Origin of the sequence: Pseudoalteromonas sp. H71 (assembly GCF_001468485.1) — a bacterium.
In the GTDB taxonomy this organism is placed as follows: domain Bacteria; phylum Pseudomonadota; class Gammaproteobacteria; order Enterobacterales; family Alteromonadaceae; genus Pseudoalteromonas.
In genome coordinates, this window is sequence record NZ_LODI01000010.1 from 1 (window position 1) to 15,916 (window position 15,916).

General features: G+C 39.5%; 12 protein-coding genes. 11 read left to right on the forward strand and 1 reads right to left on the reverse strand.

All coding sequences use genetic code 11. The features are described 5' to 3' along the window. The first annotated feature begins 396 nt into the window (after positions 1-396). Positions 397-663 (forward strand): DksA/TraR family C4-type zinc finger protein, encoded by a 267-nt coding sequence (locus tag ATS71_RS06610; RefSeq protein ID WP_058404109.1) that lies wholly within the window; start codon positions 397-399, stop codon positions 661-663. A 49-nt stretch (positions 664-712) separates the two neighbouring features. On the opposite strand, the gene gloA is transcribed toward ATS71_RS06610, so the two are convergent. Beyond that, a complete protein-coding gene (gloA, locus tag ATS71_RS06615) occupies positions 713-1,099 on the reverse strand; it encodes a lactoylglutathione lyase (RefSeq protein WP_058404110.1) in 387 nt (128 codons plus the stop codon). Positions 1,100-1,827: 728 nt separating this feature from the next. Here gloA and ATS71_RS06620 point away from each other — a divergent pair. The 10 genes from ATS71_RS06620 to ATS71_RS06665 all read left to right on the forward strand — a co-directional run bounded on the left by ATS71_RS06620 (position 1,828) and on the right by ATS71_RS06665 (position 15,847). Then, positions 1,828-2,706, forward strand: a complete 879-nt coding sequence (locus ATS71_RS06620) for an NAD(P)-dependent oxidoreductase (RefSeq protein ID WP_008131457.1) — start codon at positions 1,828-1,830, stop codon at positions 2,704-2,706. A 141-nt stretch (positions 2,707-2,847) separates the two neighbouring features. Next, entirely contained in the window at positions 2,848-5,106 is a 2,259-nt protein-coding gene (locus tag ATS71_RS06625) for a polysaccharide lyase 6 family protein (protein ID WP_058404111.1), read from the forward strand. Between the two features lie 4 nt (positions 5,107-5,110). Then, positions 5,111-7,318, forward strand: coding sequence for a heparinase II/III domain-containing protein (locus ATS71_RS06630; protein WP_058404112.1), 2,208 nt, complete (start codon positions 5,111-5,113; stop codon positions 7,316-7,318). Positions 7,319-7,329: 11 nt separating this feature from the next. After that, on the forward strand, positions 7,330-7,674 hold the full coding sequence (locus ATS71_RS06635; protein WP_058404113.1) for a cupin domain-containing protein: 345 nt from the start codon (positions 7,330-7,332) through the stop codon (positions 7,672-7,674). 2 nt (positions 7,675-7,676) lie between these two features. Further along, the gene (locus ATS71_RS06640) at positions 7,677-8,984 is read left to right on the forward strand and encodes an MFS transporter (RefSeq protein WP_058404114.1); all 1,308 of its coding nucleotides are present in this window, start codon (positions 7,677-7,679) and stop codon (positions 8,982-8,984) included. 71 nt (positions 8,985-9,055) lie between these two features. After that, on the forward strand, positions 9,056-9,988 hold the full coding sequence (locus ATS71_RS06645) for a sugar kinase (protein WP_058404115.1): 933 nt from the start codon (positions 9,056-9,058) through the stop codon (positions 9,986-9,988). A gap of 56 nt (positions 9,989-10,044) precedes the next feature. Then, positions 10,045-10,662 (forward strand): bifunctional 4-hydroxy-2-oxoglutarate aldolase/2-dehydro-3-deoxy-phosphogluconate aldolase, encoded by a 618-nt coding sequence (eda, locus tag ATS71_RS06650; protein ID WP_058404116.1) that lies wholly within the window; start codon positions 10,045-10,047, stop codon positions 10,660-10,662. Between the two features lie 14 nt (positions 10,663-10,676). Further along, entirely contained in the window at positions 10,677-11,759 is a 1,083-nt protein-coding gene (fbaA, locus tag ATS71_RS06655) for a class II fructose-bisphosphate aldolase (RefSeq protein WP_058404117.1), read from the forward strand. Next, positions 11,756-12,721 carry a class 1 fructose-bisphosphatase gene (locus ATS71_RS06660; RefSeq protein ID WP_058404118.1) on the forward strand — a complete coding sequence of 322 codons (966 nt, stop codon included), beginning with the start codon at positions 11,756-11,758 and terminating at the stop codon, positions 12,719-12,721. The genes fbaA and ATS71_RS06660 overlap by 4 nt, the downstream gene beginning before the upstream one ends. A 390-nt stretch (positions 12,722-13,111) precedes the next feature. Continuing rightward, positions 13,112-15,847: a hypothetical protein gene (locus ATS71_RS06665; protein ID WP_058404119.1), complete on the forward strand. Its 2,736-nt coding sequence runs from the start codon at positions 13,112-13,114 to the stop codon at positions 15,845-15,847. Positions 15,848-15,916: the final 69 nt, after the last annotated feature.

Consider the following 15,916-nt stretch of genomic DNA (forward strand, 5'->3'; position numbering starts at 1 on the left):
ATCTCTTGGGGACGCATTTACTTTTCTAAAGTAGGTCAGTGTTATTAAGATTTAAACATACCTCACAAAGCATTTCCCATAGTCATATATAAATTACCTTTCAAAGTTAAATATTTAGCTCTATCAGATCACAGCTCTAAAAACATTTATATCAACCCGCAATAATACTTAATCATTTTGCTGAGCTAAACGTGTCACAACCCACGTTAAAAACTCTTATTTAGAAAAAATAAAGAACGATTTTTTGCCTTGCTACTAAAACATTTTTCTACCCTCAAAATAACTCAATAAATTAAGCGAATTGGTATTAATTAAAGTATCTGTATTTTTTATTCAGGGCTAATAAATATTCTACTTGTTAGCATGTATAAAACTTCCAAAGAATGAGGAGGATTTATGGCAAGTGGATGGGCGCGTGATGGCGCAATTCAAGATCAAATAGATGCTAGTGTTAATGATGCAGTGCAATACGCAAGAAGTAACCTAATTTCAGGAGCGAGCGCTGAGCTTTGTGATGAGTGTGACGAGACGATACCACAAGCAAGAAGGTTAGCGTTGCCAGGCGTGCGCTACTGCATTTCATGCCAAGCGGAATTAGAAGGGCTACCAAGTAATTCTAACGCGTTTAATCGCCGTGGTAGTAAAGACAGTCAATTACGATAAAGGTGCTCAAGGCACCTTTTTTTATGGGTAAAATACCACCCGTGATTATTTATGACTTTTTCTGAATAAGCTCTATTGAATACCCATCAGGGTCTTTAACAAATGCAATTTGAGTTGTTCCACCTTTAACTGGACCGGGCTCTCGGCTTACATTACCACCAGCAGCTTTTATGTCATCGCATGCTTTGTATATATCATCAAATTCAATTGCGATGTGTCCGTAGGCATCACCTTGGCTATAGTTATCTTGATCCCAGTTATATGTGAGCTCAAGTACCGTTGTATCTTTTTCATCGCCATAACCAACAAAAGCCAAGGTGTAGCGGTACTCTTCATTTTCAGAGCGTCTAAGCTCTTTCATGCCGAGAATGTGGGTGTAAAACGCGATAGATTTTTCTAAATCAGCAACGCGAAGCATAGTGTGTAATAAGCGCATTTAAGGAACCTCAGGCTTTATTTTGATGTAATTCATCGGCTATATCGATTTCTAAAAACATATTTAGAGACAGCTGATTATTTTATAAGTTTTAAATTATATGAGGGCAGGAAATGTGTATTACAAGCAAAAAAGCTTTCTTTAATATTAAAGTCTGTCGAATTGAATCATCTGTTGTTGATATATGGGTTAACAGTTTAACTTAATTACCAATTTGGGCTTTTCATATGGCTGGTTAGCCAATTATTTGTGCTTATTGGTCAACCTCCCAAGGCCTATTCGTTTAAATATTATTTAAAATTGTTTTGATATGAAAATTTAATTTAATAGTTTTTATCATATTGTATTTATTGAATTATATTATTTCTATTAACTTTTGGTTGTAACTCCCCAGCTTACAAAAATAACTTATTGGTTGACAATAAAGGCGTTTGGTAATAATGTTTTTACATACCAATTGGTAACCTCCTAAGCGTTGTTGCTAAATGGCTTAGTAAATAATCAGAGTTACACATGATTATATAAGTAAATAAGAGGTAAAAAATGCTGTGTTTAATGAGAGTTAGACAAGCTATTTTACTTACTTTAAAAAGTACAAACCTTATTTTATTTATCTAATAAAGTGGCTCTACTGAATTAAATAAAGACAGAGCGTACCTATTTTATGGGGTAAATAATTACTCACTCACTCTCATAAAAGTTTGCGCCATCATATCTAGGAGTTATTCATGTCAAAACCTGTAATCGGTTTCATCGGTCTAGGCCTTATGGGCGGCAATATGGCCGAAAATTTACAAAACAAAGGCTATGAGCTGATTGTTATGGATTTGAGTAAGGATGCAGTTGCTGCATGTGTCGCTCGAGGCGCAAAAACAGCAAGCACAGCAAAGGAACTAGCTTCAGGTGCAGATATTGTAATGCTTTGTCTAACAACGTCAGCTGTTGTTGAAAAAATAGTTTACGCTGACGACGGTATTTTAGCGGGCATTAAAGAAGGCGCAGTACTTGTTGACTTTGGTACATCAATTCCATCTTCAACTAAAAAAATTGGCGCTGATTTAGCTGCAAAAGGTGCTGGTATGATTGACGCACCGCTTGGTCGTACACCTGCACATGCAAAAGATGGTTTATTAAATATTATGGCTTCTGGCGACATGGCAACTTTTAACAAAGTGAAGTCAGTGTTAGAAGATCAAGGCGAGAACGTTTTTCACTTAGGTGATTTAGGTGCTGGCCACACGACAAAGCTGATCAATAACTTTATGGGGATGACCACAGTATGTGCAATGTCACAGGCATTTGCAGTTGCAGAACTTGCAGGTGTTGACCGTCAACAGTTGTTCGACATTATGTCTACCGGCCCGTCAAATTCTCCATTCATGCATTTTTGTAAAAACTATGCAGTAGACAACGTAAGCGACCTTGGCTTTTCTATTGCTAATGCAAATAAAGACCTTGGTTATTTTTTACAAATGGTTGAAGACTTAGGTACTCAATCAAAAATTGCTGAAGGGTCGTCTGCTAACTTACAAGCAGCATTTGACGCAGGTATGGGCCAAGGTAACGTGCCAGAAATTTTCGATTACTTCAAAAAACTAGAAAAGTAATTTTTAGCTCTAAAGCGCTTTAGGTTTTTAATTTAAAGCGCTCAAACACACATGACACCAATCGATTTAAGTCTTTATGTATTGTCAGCACAGTAACCCCTGACAGCGCATTTACTTAGTCACAACGAAAAAGAGTTAACTATGCGTTTGATTAGTACAATAAAGCTTAGTCTAGTTCTCATCGGTTGCCTATCTACACAAATAGCGGCCAAAGATTATTTTGTAGACAACAAACAGGATTTTAACGATATTGCGGCAAACTTAGTTGCAGGCGATAACGTTGTTCTTAAAGATGGAACTTGGCTTGATTTCGAAATTTTATTACAAGGTCAAGGCACAAAAAATGCACCTATTACGTTAACAGCCGAAACACACGGCAAGGTTATTTTATCAGGCCAATCTAATCTTCGTCTTGCGGGCCAGTACCTTGAGGTTTCGGGCTTAGTTTTCAAAGAGGGTTATACGCCAAGTTCAGCGATAATAGAGTTTCGTCGCAATAAAAAAGAGTTAGCTTACCATTCACGAGTTACCAATGTTGTAATCGATAATTATAATAATCCAGATAAACGAGAGTCAGATTACTGGGTAGCGTTGTATGGCCAACACAACCGATTTGATCATAGTCACCTAGTAGGTAAAAGAAATAAAGGTGTTACGGTTGCTGTAAGATTAAATAGCGAACAAAGCCAGCAAAATTATCATCAAATAGATCATAACTTTTTTGGTTACCGTCCTACTTTTGGCTCTAATGGTGGTGAAACCCTGCGTATTGGCACCAGTCATTACTCACTAAGTGATTCATTTACAGTAGTTGAAAACAATTATTTTGAACGCACTAACGGTGAAGTAGAAATCATCTCGGTAAAATCAGGTAAAAACCAAATTCGTAATAACGTATTTTTTGAATCTCGCGGTACGTTAACCCTTCGCCATGGTAATGGCAATGTAATTGAAGAGAACATTTTCTTTGGTAATGGCGCAGACCACACTGGCGGTATTCGTATTATCAATAAAGACCAAGTTGTAAGAAATAACTACCTTGAAGGGCTCACAGGTTACCGATTTGGTAGCGGGTTTACCGTGATGAACGGTGTACCAAACTCGCCAATTAACCGTTACCACCAAGTTGAAAATGCAACCATAGAAAACAACACCTTTGTAAATGTAAGCCATGTACAACTTGCTGCAGGTAGTGATGCAGAGCGAAGTGCAGCACCTATTAACAGCGTAATGAAAAATAACCTGATTATTAATCAAAATGGCGAGCAGCCATTTACTGCATTTGATGATGTAAGTGGTATTGCTTTGACCAACAACGTTGCAAATACCACGGTATTAAAAGAGCTTGCTTATGGTGTTAAAAAGCAAAATGTAACACTTAGCAAAGCAAGTAACGGCTTACTTTACCCTAAATCAAGTAAAATGAAAGCAGGTGCGAAACGTGGTTTAACGGTGCTAAAAAAGGACGATACCGGCGTCAGTTGGTATCCAAAAATAGCGCAGGTTGTTGAGTTTGACTCAGGTAAAACGCATCAAGTTAAAGCAAATGTAAGCGACTTACTTAATGCAATTAATAACGCCCAATCTGGAGATGTGCTAGCGCTTGCTGATGGCCAATACGATGTATCAAAACTTATTAAGATTAGTAAAGCACTTACTATTAAAGCTAAAAACCCAGGTAAAGCTAAGCTTACTTACCAGCGTTCTACATTATTTGAAATTCACGATGGCGGTAGCTTAAAGTTAGATGGTTTAGTTATCTCTGGTGAAAGCGCACCCGATGCCATAGGCAACAGTGTAGTTCGTACTCAAAAATGGGGTATGGTCGATAACTACCGTTTTGAAATCCGTAACTCGCAGTTAATTAAGTTAGATATTAATCACTCGTTTCACTTTTTTGTAACGGGTAAAGGTGCAATGGCTGATGAAATTACACTAACAAATAATACTTTTAACAACGTAACCGGTGACATATTACGCCTTAACACAGAAATAGAAGACCTAGGTATTTATAACGCTGAATACGTTACTGTTATTGGTAATAACTTTAATGATGTAAAAGGCGGCTTGCTAAAGCTATACCGAGGCGGCTCAGATGAGAGTACATTTGGCCCTCACTTTGAAATGAAAAACAACACGCTAAATAATGTTGGCCTTGGAAAACGCAATAAAGAAAAGGCCAGTATTTATGTTCATGGAGTGCAGGTAACTGAAATTGAAAATAACGCATTTGTTAATTCAGCCCCCGTTGTAATTGAGCACACTGTTGGCGAGCCAATCACTGAGGTATCGCGCAACACATTTGATGCAACATCCGCCCCAAGTGTTAAAGAGCTTAGAGTCGCAGGCCCTCACACCGCAATACTTGAAGATAACAACGTGATAAATAAGGCGCTTTGAACTAATGAATTTATTTAAACGAAATACACACATACAAGCCGCTATTTTAGCTTTATTTTCATTATTATTGTCGTCAGTTGTGAGTGCAGCATCGCATCCAAATCTGGTTATTACTGTTGACGACGTAAAACTTATGCGCCAAGCAATAAAGGGCGAAGGGCAGTTTACAGCGGCATATAAAAATTTAAAAACGCAAGTAGATAAGCAAATAACGCAACCTATTACGGTGCCCGTGCCTAAAGATGGTGGGGGCGGCTATACGCACGAACGTCATAAAAAGAACTACCAGTTAATGTATAACGCTGGGATTATTTATCAATTAAGCCAAGATGATAAATACGCAAATTATGTGCGCGATATGTTGCTTCAATACGCTGAGCTTTACCCTACGCTAGGGTTACACCCAAAACGTAAAATGAATTCTCAAAACCCAGGTAAGTTTTTTTGGCAAAGCTTGAATGAAGCAATGTGGCTTGTTTATACAATTCAGGCATACGACTTAATTCATGATTCGCTAAGTGATGAAAATAAAAAAGTGATAGAAGGCGATTTATTACGTCCTGTTTCATTGTTTACGTCAGTAGGTCAGCCTTCAACATTTAATAAAGTGCATAACCATGGTACCTGGGCTACTGCAGGCGTGGGTATGGCAGGTTATGTGTTAGATGAACCTGAGTGGGTAGAAAAATCACTCTATGATTTAAACAAATCGGGCAAAGGTGGTTTCATTAAGCAATTAGAAATGCTGTTTTCTCCACAAGGCTATTACAACGAAGGACCTTATTATCAACGTTTTGCATTACTGCCGTTTGTTACCTTTGCAAAAGCAATTGAAAACAATGAGCCACAAAGAAAAATTTTTGATTACCGCGATGGCATTTTACTAAAAGCAATTGATACCACTATTCAGCTTAGTTATAACGGTTTGTTCTTCCCGATTAACGATGCCATAAAAAGTAAAGGTATTGACACGATTGAATTAGTACAAGGCGTAACGGCTGCTTATGGTTTAACTAACGATGCGGGTTACCTAGACATTGCTAAGTATCAAGATCAGGTAGTCCTTACAGGCGACGGTTTAAAGGTGGCTCAAGCGCTAGATGATAAGAATGAAACGCCATACATATTCAAATCAGTTGCCTTTGGCGACGGTAACGATGGAAAGCAAGGCGCTTTAGTGGTTATGCGAACTAAGGTAGGCGGCGATCAAGCCCTTTTGTTTAAACCTGCTGCACAAGGTTTAGGTCATGGTCACTTTGATAAGCTTACATGGCAGTTTTACGACCATGGTAACGAAATTGTATCTGACTACGGCGCAGCACGTTTTTTAAATGTAGAGGCTAAGTATGGTGGCCGTTATCTTCCAGAGAACGAAACCTATGCAAAACATACTGTTGCGCATAACACTGTTGTTGTAGATGAAACATCTCACTTTAATGCCAATGTAGAAGTAGGAAATAATAACTATCCTAAGCTTAACTTTTTTGAAACCAATGAGTTTGGCACTGTCGCAAGTGGGGAAATAACCACAGCCTACAAAGGGATTGAATTAAAACGTATTTTAGCACTTGTTAACTTACCAGGGTTAGAAAGCACTGTAGCACTTGACGTGTTCGATATAGATGCAAATAAAGCGCATCAATTTGATTTGCCTTTACACTATAAAGGCCAATTGATTGATACCAACTTTAGCTTACGTGCTAATACAAATCAGCTAAAGGCTCTAGGTGAAAGCAATGGTTATCAACACCTATGGTTAAAAGGACAAGCAACGCCTGAAAAGGGGTTAGCAAAGGTAACATGGTTAAATGATAATGGCCGCTTCTATACACAAACAAGCCTAGTTAACGGCGACGAGTTATTTTTATTTACTCAAATAGGCGCAAATGACCCTAACTTTAACCTACGCAACGAAAACGGTTTTATTCGTCGCGTAGAAGGGCAAAAACAACACACGTTTGTGTCTGTTCTAGAGCCTCATGGTGAATATAACCCAAGCAAAGAATACACATTAGAGGCTGTTAGCCGTGTTTCAGAGTTAACGTACAGCACACAGGGTGACTTAATACTTGTTGAACTAAACGTAAAGAATACGCCATATTTAGTTGCAATTAATAAGTCACAAAGCGCAGCTAAAAACGATTTCACATTTAAAAATAAGTCATTCACCTTAAGCGACCGACTTGGCGTTTATGCGTTGAAGAATAATTAGGAGTAATTAGGATGCAAAAGCAAAGTGCACATTTTTCATTTGGTGACAAAACTGAAATTGAAGATCTAGGCAATGGTTTAAAGCGTCAAATGTTAGGATTTAACGAAGAACTAATGGCCGTTAAAATTTGGTTTGAAAAAGGCGCAATTGGTTATAACCATGCGCATAGACACTCACAAGTAACCTACGTAGTTGAAGGCGAGTTTCACTTTAATATTGACGGTGTAACTGAAATTTTGAAACCGGGTGATAGCTGTTTTATTCCTCCATTTGCCGATCATGGCGCTACGTGCCCAACAGGTGGTATTTTAATCGATACCTTTAGTCCAGCCCGTGAAGACTTTCTTGAGGAATAATTATGCAACTTAAAGGCTTACGCTGGTGGGTTATTGCGTTAATCGCGTTAGCAACCATCATAAATTACATTGACCGCCAAGCACTAAGTGTACTTTGGCCAGATATTGTAGAAGAACTATTTCCTGATGAATCTGCATTAGAACGTAAACAAATTTACGCAAACATTTCTATAGTGTTTGTATTTGCCTACGCATTTGGCCAAGCCATTTTTGGTAAAATATTCGACTGGGTGGGTACCCGTTTTGGTTTTGTGTTATCAATTGGTGTGTGGTCGTTGGCAACAATTGCTCATGCATTTGCGCAAGGTGTTTTAAGTCTAAGTATTTTTCGTGCCATTTTAGGTGTAGCTGAAGCCGGTAACTGGCCAGGAGCAGCCAAGGGTAATGCTGAATGGTTCCCTACTAAAGAACGTGCCCTTGCACAGGGTATTTTTAACTCAGGTGCTGCAATTGGTGGCATTATAGCAATTCCATTAATTGCTTACTTAACGGTATATTTTAGCTGGCAAATGGTGTTTGTTTTTGTTGGTGCCTTGGGTTTTCTATGGTTAGTTCCGTGGTTGATTTTAGTGAAAGCGCCACCGGGCTCTCACCCTTGGATAAGCGAAGAAGAGCGCGAATATATTTTAACCGGTCAAAGACGTGTTGATGACAACGGCGACGTAACGAGCGAAGACGAAGAAGAGTACAACCCTTCTACTGGCGAGTTGCTTTCTCGTAAACAAAGCTGGGGTGTCATTATTGCATCAGCAGCGATAGATCCTATTTGGTGGTTATTTGTTTTTTGGATACCAATTTACTTAAACGAAGTATATGCAATGGACGTTAAATCTATTGGTATATATGGTTGGGTTCCTTACGTAGGTGCAATGTTTGGCGCATGGTTTGGAGGTCTATTGGCTCAAAACAGACTTAAATCGGGTTGGAATACAGATAAAACCCGTAAGCTGACAATTACGATTGGCTGTTTAATTATGCTCCCTGCATTATTAGCTATGGCAAACCCAGGTGGCCCAACTACGGCTGTTCTTATAATGGCTGTTATTCTGTTCGGTTTTCAAACCGCTATTGGTAATGTCCAAACTTTACCAAGTGACTTACTAGGTAAAAAGGCGGTCGGTACCTTGTCTGGTTTTTCAGGCATGGCTGCAAAACTGGGTGCGGTAGGCCTTACTTCACTGGTACCAATATTAACTGCTGATGGTAATTATGCTCCGGCATTCATAATTGGTGCATCACTTGCCATTATTGCTATGGCGGCTGTATGGATTTTAATTCCTAAAATCGAACCCCTTAAAAAGCCTGATTAATCTGCTTCAACTGCTATGCCAACACGCCAGTGTCTGCGCATAGCAGTTAGTTACAAAGGATACTTTCAAAAATGAATACTATTTATTTTATGGGTGAATGCATGGTAGAGCTCAGGGCTATGAGCGCTGCTACGTTACATCAATCTTTTGCAGGCGATGTATATAATTCAGCTGTATATTTGAAACGCTGTTTTCCTGAAGTAGGAACATCTGTAATTACGGCTTTAGGGCAAGACAACCTAAGTATAAAAATGCGCGAACGCTTTGAAAGTGAGCAACTTGATACACAGCTCGTATTTAGTCACGAAAGCAAAGTGCCTGGTATGTATTACATTGAGACAGATGAACATGGCGAACGAAGCTTTATTTACTGGCGCAATGATTCAGCAGCAAAAAAAACCGTTGAATTTTTAACCCCCGATTGTGTTAGCCAACTATGCCAAGGTGACATGTTCTTTTTTTCAGGAATATCTTTAGCGATTATAGATAAAACATCACGCGACCAGTTTTGGGATGTTTTAAAGCAACTTAAAGACGATGGTGTAAAAATTGTATTCGATCCTAATTACCGACCCCGTTTGTGGGAGAGTGTTGAAGACACTAAAGCGCAGTACCATTTAGCGTTTAGTATTGCCGATGTAACCCTTCCAGGGGTTGAAGATTTAACAACACTCTATAATGTGCATAGTGTTGAGGCGGTCATCGAATACTTAAAACCATATCAAATTAATGAGATCGTTGTTAAAAATGGTCCTGAGTCTGTTATTACACAATTAGACAATACACTTCAAAGTCACACAATAATACCTGTTACTACAGTTATAGATACAACATCCGCGGGCGATGCCTTTAACGGAGTCTATTTAGGCGCTCGACTTTCAGGTAAGCCAATTGCAGATGCAGTGCAATTGGGCGCCAAAGCAGCCGGAGCTGTTATTCAACAACCGGGTGCCATTGCACCAAAAGATGTTTTTCAACAGGCGATGGTTGAAGCTGGCATTTAATAAAATTTAAGGCCTCCATACCTCGGCCAAATTACTTAAAATAAAGGAACAACGTTATGACTCGCTTTTCTGAACTTATGTCAGGGCAAACACTGCTACCTATAATTCAAGCTGATACACCAGAGCAGGGTGTAAAAATTGCAAAAGCAATGGCTAAAGCAGGCCTTACTTTGGTTGAAGTTGTGCTGAGAACAGACGCCTCAATTGATGCTTTAAAAGCGATTAAAGAGCAAGTCCCAGAGCTTAAAGTTGGCGCAGGTACCGTTATTAACGAAACTATTTTGCAGCAAGCAATTGATGCTGGTTCTGATTTTATTGTTACCCCAGCAGTATCCCCTAAATTACTTAGCGCGTTAGCAAAGTGTGGGGTGCCTGTTTTACCTGGCGTATCAAATACCGGTGATATTTTAATGGCGTTAGAATATGGTTTTGAGGAGCAAAAGTTATTCCCAGCTTCACTTGCTGGAGGAGCGCCATTTGTATCAGCTGTATCAAGTGTGTTTAGAGCAGTTAGCTTTTGCCCAACGGGTGGGGTAAGTGAAAGTAATAAAATGGATTATCTTTCTTTAAATAACGTATTTGCAGTGGGTGGAACTTGGGTTGCTAAAAAGGAATGGGTTGCACAAGAAAATTGGCAAGCTATTACTGATTCATGCATTCAAGCAATCAAATAGGAGGGAGCGCTAAAATGAATGATTTATCTCCAACTATTTTACCAGGTGTAATAGTGGGTGACGAGGTAAGTGCAATATATGATCATGCGCGTGCTAATCAGTATGCACTGCCTGCGGTTAATGTGGTTAGCACAACCTCTATTAATGCAACTTTAGAAACGGCTAAAAAAATGAAGTCGCCAGTTATTATTCAACTTTCTAATGGCGGAGCACAGTTTTTTTGTGGTAAAGGGCTTTCATTGCCTGAACAACAAGGTGCAATTCTTGGTGCTGTGAGCGCGGCAAGATATGTTCACAGTGTTGCGGCACATTACGAAGTGCCTGTTATGCTTCATACCGATCACGCCGCTAAAAAACTATTGCCATGGATAGATGGTTTGTTAGATGAAGGCGAAAGGCATTTTAGATTGACAGGCAAGCCGCTGTTTAGTTCGCATATGATTGATTTATCTGAAGAGTCTTTAGAAGAAAACATAGAAATATGTGAGCGCTACTTAGCACGCATGGCTAAAATCGGGATGACACTAGAAATTGAGCTTGGTTGTACAGGCGGAGAAGAAGATGGTGTTGATAACTCACACCTTGATAGTTCAGCGCTTTATACTCAGCCAGAAGATGTGGCTTACGCATTTGAACGCTTAACTGCTATTAGCCCTAATTTTATTATTGCTGCGTCTTTTGGCAATGTTCACGGCGTATATAAACCAGGAAACGTTGTACTCACACCTACTATTTTAAAAGACTCACAAGCTTACGTGTCTAAAAAATTCAATTTACCAAGTAATTCAATTAACTTTGTGTTTCATGGTGGCAGTGGCTCTGAGGAAGAAAAAATTGCGGAGTCATTAACGTATGGTGTAGTTAAAATGAATATTGATACCGATACGCAGTGGGCATGTTGGAAGGGTATTTTAGATTACTACAACACCAACCAGGACTACTTGCAAGGTCAAATTGGTAACCCCAGCGGTGACGATAAACCAAATAAAAAGTACTACGACCCACGCGTGTGGCTTCGCCACTCTGAGCAGCATATGGTTTCTAGACTAACCCAATGCTTTAAAGATCTTAATTGTGTAAATCGGTATAGCTCATGAAAAGACTAAATACAGTATTAAAAGAAGACGGTGTAAGAACGGATTTAATTTTGCTTATCCGTACCATTTTAGCCACAAGTAAAGAGATTGCGTTTAGGGTTGGTCAAGGTGAACTTGCAGGGGTGCTAGGCTCCACAATGAATGAAAACATTCAGGGTGAAGTTCAAAAAAAACTAGATATTATTGCCAATCAATTGCTTAAAGATATTCTTCTTGAAGACAGTTCGGTCAGAACAGTGGCCTCTGAGGAAGAAGATCACGCGGTAGGTGGCCACCCTGATGGTGCATTTATTGTTGCCTTTGATCCGCTCGATGGCTCCTCTAATATTGATGTAAATGGTCAAATAGGCACAATATTTACTATTTACTTGGCAAGAGATGACGTACCTTTTGACAGTGATGAGCAGTTTAACCAAAAGGGTGTAAGCCAAGTGTGTGCAGGTTATGTATTATACGGCCCTTCATCATTGCTTGTAATGACCACCGGTGGGCCAACACGCTGTTATACGCTTGACTCAACACATGGCGGGTATTTACTAACAAACCAACAGTTACACATTCCTTCTCAAAGCCGTGAGTTTGCCGTAAATATGGCAAATTACCGTTATTGGGATGAGCCTACACAAGTCTATTTTGACAAGTTGCTTTACACATCTGAAAGCTTTGAAAAAAGTTCAATCCGTTGGAATGCGGCAATGGTTGGCGATGTACACCGAATCTTATGTCGCGGTGGTTTATTTTTATACCCGCAAGATAAGCGGGTAGGCAATGATAATGGCAAAATTAGACTTTTATATGAAGCCAATCCACTTGCAATGCTTGTAGAAAATGCAGGCGGTAAAGCCACCTCACGTGGCGCTCGAATTTTAGAGATAGCCCCTGACGATTTACATCAACGAGTACCCGTTACTCTAGGTTCAACTGAACCGGTTGATTATTTTAACAAGTCAGCGCTAAATTAATTCATTACCCTTCACTTCGGTTATTTAGTAACAGAGAACGCTTTTCTCTGTTACTTTCCTCCTCAACTAATTACAAATCTTCTTGTTCTAGGAACTCTTTATTATACAAACTCGTTCAGTATTCGTTTGTATTTTTATATGGCTTTGTAAAACCAATTGGTAAATACCTTATTTCATTTCTACTTTCACCACCTATGTTTTATTTATGCAAAGCCGCACTTAATTCAGTAAATAAGCTGGAAATATCATACTTATTATGGTTATATGACCAAGTTGGTTAACAATTTATTTTCAAGTAAAGTAAATTTGGTAACAACTAGTACGATTATTTGGTAACACACACAATAGCTGGCCAAATATTTAACCTATAAAATGGAGAATAGAGGCATCATGAATTTAAAACACTTTGCACTATGCGCTATTGCAGCTGCAATAGTTGGTTGTGACACTGACGCAAATAATAATGACAACGAATTGGGCGCCATTGCTTTGTCAGGGACAGCCACAAGTGGTCAAACATTAACAACAAACGTGTCAGATCCTGATGGTATATCAGGAACTGTTTCTTATTTTTGGTATGCAGATAACGAAGTAATAGAAGGTGCTAATAGCGCATCTTTTACCTTAACAGACGATCAAATTGGCTTAGCTATTACAGCTCAAGCTAAATACACCGATGATGGGGGGGTTAACGAGTCGCATATTTCAGATCCTACCTCAGATGTTGCCGCCATTGCATTTCCAGCAAGTGTAACAATAACAGGGGATGCACTTATTGGCTCTGAGCTAACAGCAAATGTTGAAGACGAAAACGGCTTTGATAGCTTAACTGTTGTGTACGAGTGGTTAGCAGATGACGTGGTTATTGAGGGAGAAGTGCTTTCTTCACTCATCCTTACAGAAGCACAGTTTAACCGTGTGATTACAGTTACAGCATCGTTTGAAGACGAACGCGGGTTTGCTGAGTCTGTGACTTCAGCTGCTACAACGCCTGTTGCGCGCGTTAATGCGCAAGGTGATGTAGCAATTAGTGGCACACCGACAGTCGGCAATACGCTTAGCGCCGATATTACAGACATGGATGGCGTATCCGGAGAAATTACTTATCAATGGTTCGCTGATGATGAAGAAATAGTGGGTGCAACCCAAAGCGAATATATTGTAGAGGCTGCATTAATTGGGCAAGCTGTATCAGTACAAGTAACTTATACAGATGACAATGGTTTTGTAGAAGATAATACATCAGAAAAAACAATTCCCGTATCTGCCGTTGCGGTTGATGAAGCGGGTAGTATTGCAATTATAGGCACGTCACCTTACTTAGTTAGTGGTGAATTGACAGCGCAACTAACAGATAATAATGGTATTGAAGAAACAAATGTAACCTACAGCTGGTTTGCCGATGGAGTTGAAGTAGCCGATACAAACAGTAACACGTTTTCACCTGCGGCATATTCAGGTGCGATTATTTCTGTGAGTGCTTCTTACACCGATAACGACGGATTTGAGGGTTCTGTAACTGGTTCACTAGAAACGGTTATTTATTCTCAACTTGTTAGCTCACCAACAGAGCTACTAAGTGCGGTAAGTGGCGGCCTTGCTGATGGTGATGTTGTTGGCCTCAATACCGGTGTTTACGCTGATATGGATGAAGTTTTACTGACTAGTGGTGTAACGCTTCGCACTGTTGAAGAGCAAACGCCAGTGGTTAGCGGGGAAGTATGTATTCATGTTGCCGCAGGGGTAGAAGGTGCTGCGTTAACAGGGCTTACGTTTAAAAATATAGATACAAAATCAGGCTCATTTTGTGAGACTGAAGAAAGTGCAATTATTTATTCTGAAGGTAATAACTTCGAGTTTACTCAAAATACAATGGATGGCGATGAAGCCGAGTTAAATAATTCGACTTACCACTGGTTAATGATCAAAGGTACGGGCGCGCTAATAGAGCGAAATACATTTAGTAACCGTGATAATGCTGAAAACGGTTCCGTTATTAAAATTGCTTCATCAGGCAGCGACCATGTTGTTCAATACAATTTATTTAGTGGCACCAGTGCGAATCCAAATTTTGGTAACTCAAGCCTTCATTTAATTAATGCGGGAAGTACTACTGGTTCAGATGCAGCTGACGATGCAAACTTTACGATTCAATATAACCGCGTAGAAAACTTTGTAACTGGTCGTCGCTTAATGCGTGTGCAAACTTCGGGTGCAACTATCAAAGGTAACACTGTTATTAACCCTAATGGCGGGATTTCACTAGAGGATGGTGGTTTTAATAGCGTTACAGATAACGTTATTATTCGTACTACTGATATTGCAAGCTCTAACGATCGTCCTGCTGGCGTATTAATTACGCCTCTTGGGCATACTATTAGCAATAATTATATTGCGGGTATTCGCTCTGGTAACAAAGAAGCAGGTGGTATTGTATTTACTGCAAATCCATTCTCTCAAGCTGATGGTGGTGTTCCAAACTCTGGCAACCAAGCTGTATTAGACGCGGCGGGTGACTTTACGTTGACGGTAACAAACAACACGATTTTGAACTCTCAGCAACCAATCGTGTTTAGTACTGAAATAGGTTCTCGTGCCCCAGTGGGTGATTGTGATGAACTTACAGTGGATAATGCACCTGTGCTTTATGGTTTAACTAAAAATGCATTTGTTATTAACTTTGATGGCAACCTTATTGCTAATGGCTTAGGTGATCAAACTGATGCAGATACCATTGAAAGTAGCGCCTTAACACAAGGGTTATTTTATCCAAATACGCTTGATAGCGACCATGCATTTGAATACGACTGTGATTTAATCAAGCATGATACGTCGGTATTAAGCAACAACTTTGGTTACATGGACAGCCGGGTATCGGGTGATACAAGTGGCGATTGGGTTGCAATCAGAAACTTAAATGGTAACGGCTCGTTTGATACAGATGGTGCGATTGACCAAGATCCAGCAGCAAATGGGAAAGAGGTGCTTGAATATGTAACGGCTACAAGCACTTTACTCGAAACAGATCCTGCTGGCTTACAAGCTGTGGCAGGTGCTAAATCGCTTTACTACATTCAAGCAAGTGATGTAGGTGTTGGCTCAACATGGGTTGTTAGCAACGACTAGTATTTAGAAAAAACTTAAATTAAACCCCTTTTCTAGGGGTTTTTTTATGCCAGTTATCCAAATGCTATC

Excerpts from the sequence above, each read along its gene's own strand:
- ATS71_RS06620 (WP_008131457.1), top strand. The coding sequence starts at position 1,828 with ATGTCAAAACCTGTAATCGGTTTCATCGGTCTAGGCCTTATGGGCGGC.
- ATS71_RS06625 (WP_058404111.1), top strand. The coding sequence starts at position 2,848 with ATGCGTTTGATTAGTACAATAAAGCTTAGTCTAGTTCTCATCGGTTGC.
- ATS71_RS06630 (WP_058404112.1), top strand. The coding sequence starts at position 5,111 with ATGAATTTATTTAAACGAAATACACACATACAAGCCGCTATTTTAGCT.
- ATS71_RS06645 (WP_058404115.1), top strand. The coding sequence starts at position 9,056 with ATGAATACTATTTATTTTATGGGTGAATGCATGGTAGAGCTCAGGGCT.
- ATS71_RS06635 (WP_058404113.1), top strand. The coding sequence starts at position 7,330 with ATGCAAAAGCAAAGTGCACATTTTTCATTTGGTGACAAAACTGAAATT.
- ATS71_RS06660 (WP_058404118.1), top strand. The coding sequence starts at position 11,756 with ATGAAAAGACTAAATACAGTATTAAAAGAAGACGGTGTAAGAACGGAT.
- ATS71_RS06665 (WP_058404119.1), top strand. The coding sequence starts at position 13,112 with ATGAATTTAAAACACTTTGCACTATGCGCTATTGCAGCTGCAATAGTT.
- ATS71_RS06610 (WP_058404109.1), top strand. The coding sequence starts at position 397 with ATGGCAAGTGGATGGGCGCGTGATGGCGCAATTCAAGATCAAATAGAT.
- eda (WP_058404116.1), top strand. The coding sequence starts at position 10,045 with ATGACTCGCTTTTCTGAACTTATGTCAGGGCAAACACTGCTACCTATA.
- gloA (WP_058404110.1), bottom strand. The coding sequence starts at position 1,099 with ATGCGCTTATTACACACTATGCTTCGCGTTGCTGATTTAGAAAAATCT.
- ATS71_RS06640 (WP_058404114.1), top strand. The coding sequence starts at position 7,677 with ATGCAACTTAAAGGCTTACGCTGGTGGGTTATTGCGTTAATCGCGTTA.
- fbaA (WP_058404117.1), top strand. The coding sequence starts at position 10,677 with ATGAATGATTTATCTCCAACTATTTTACCAGGTGTAATAGTGGGTGAC.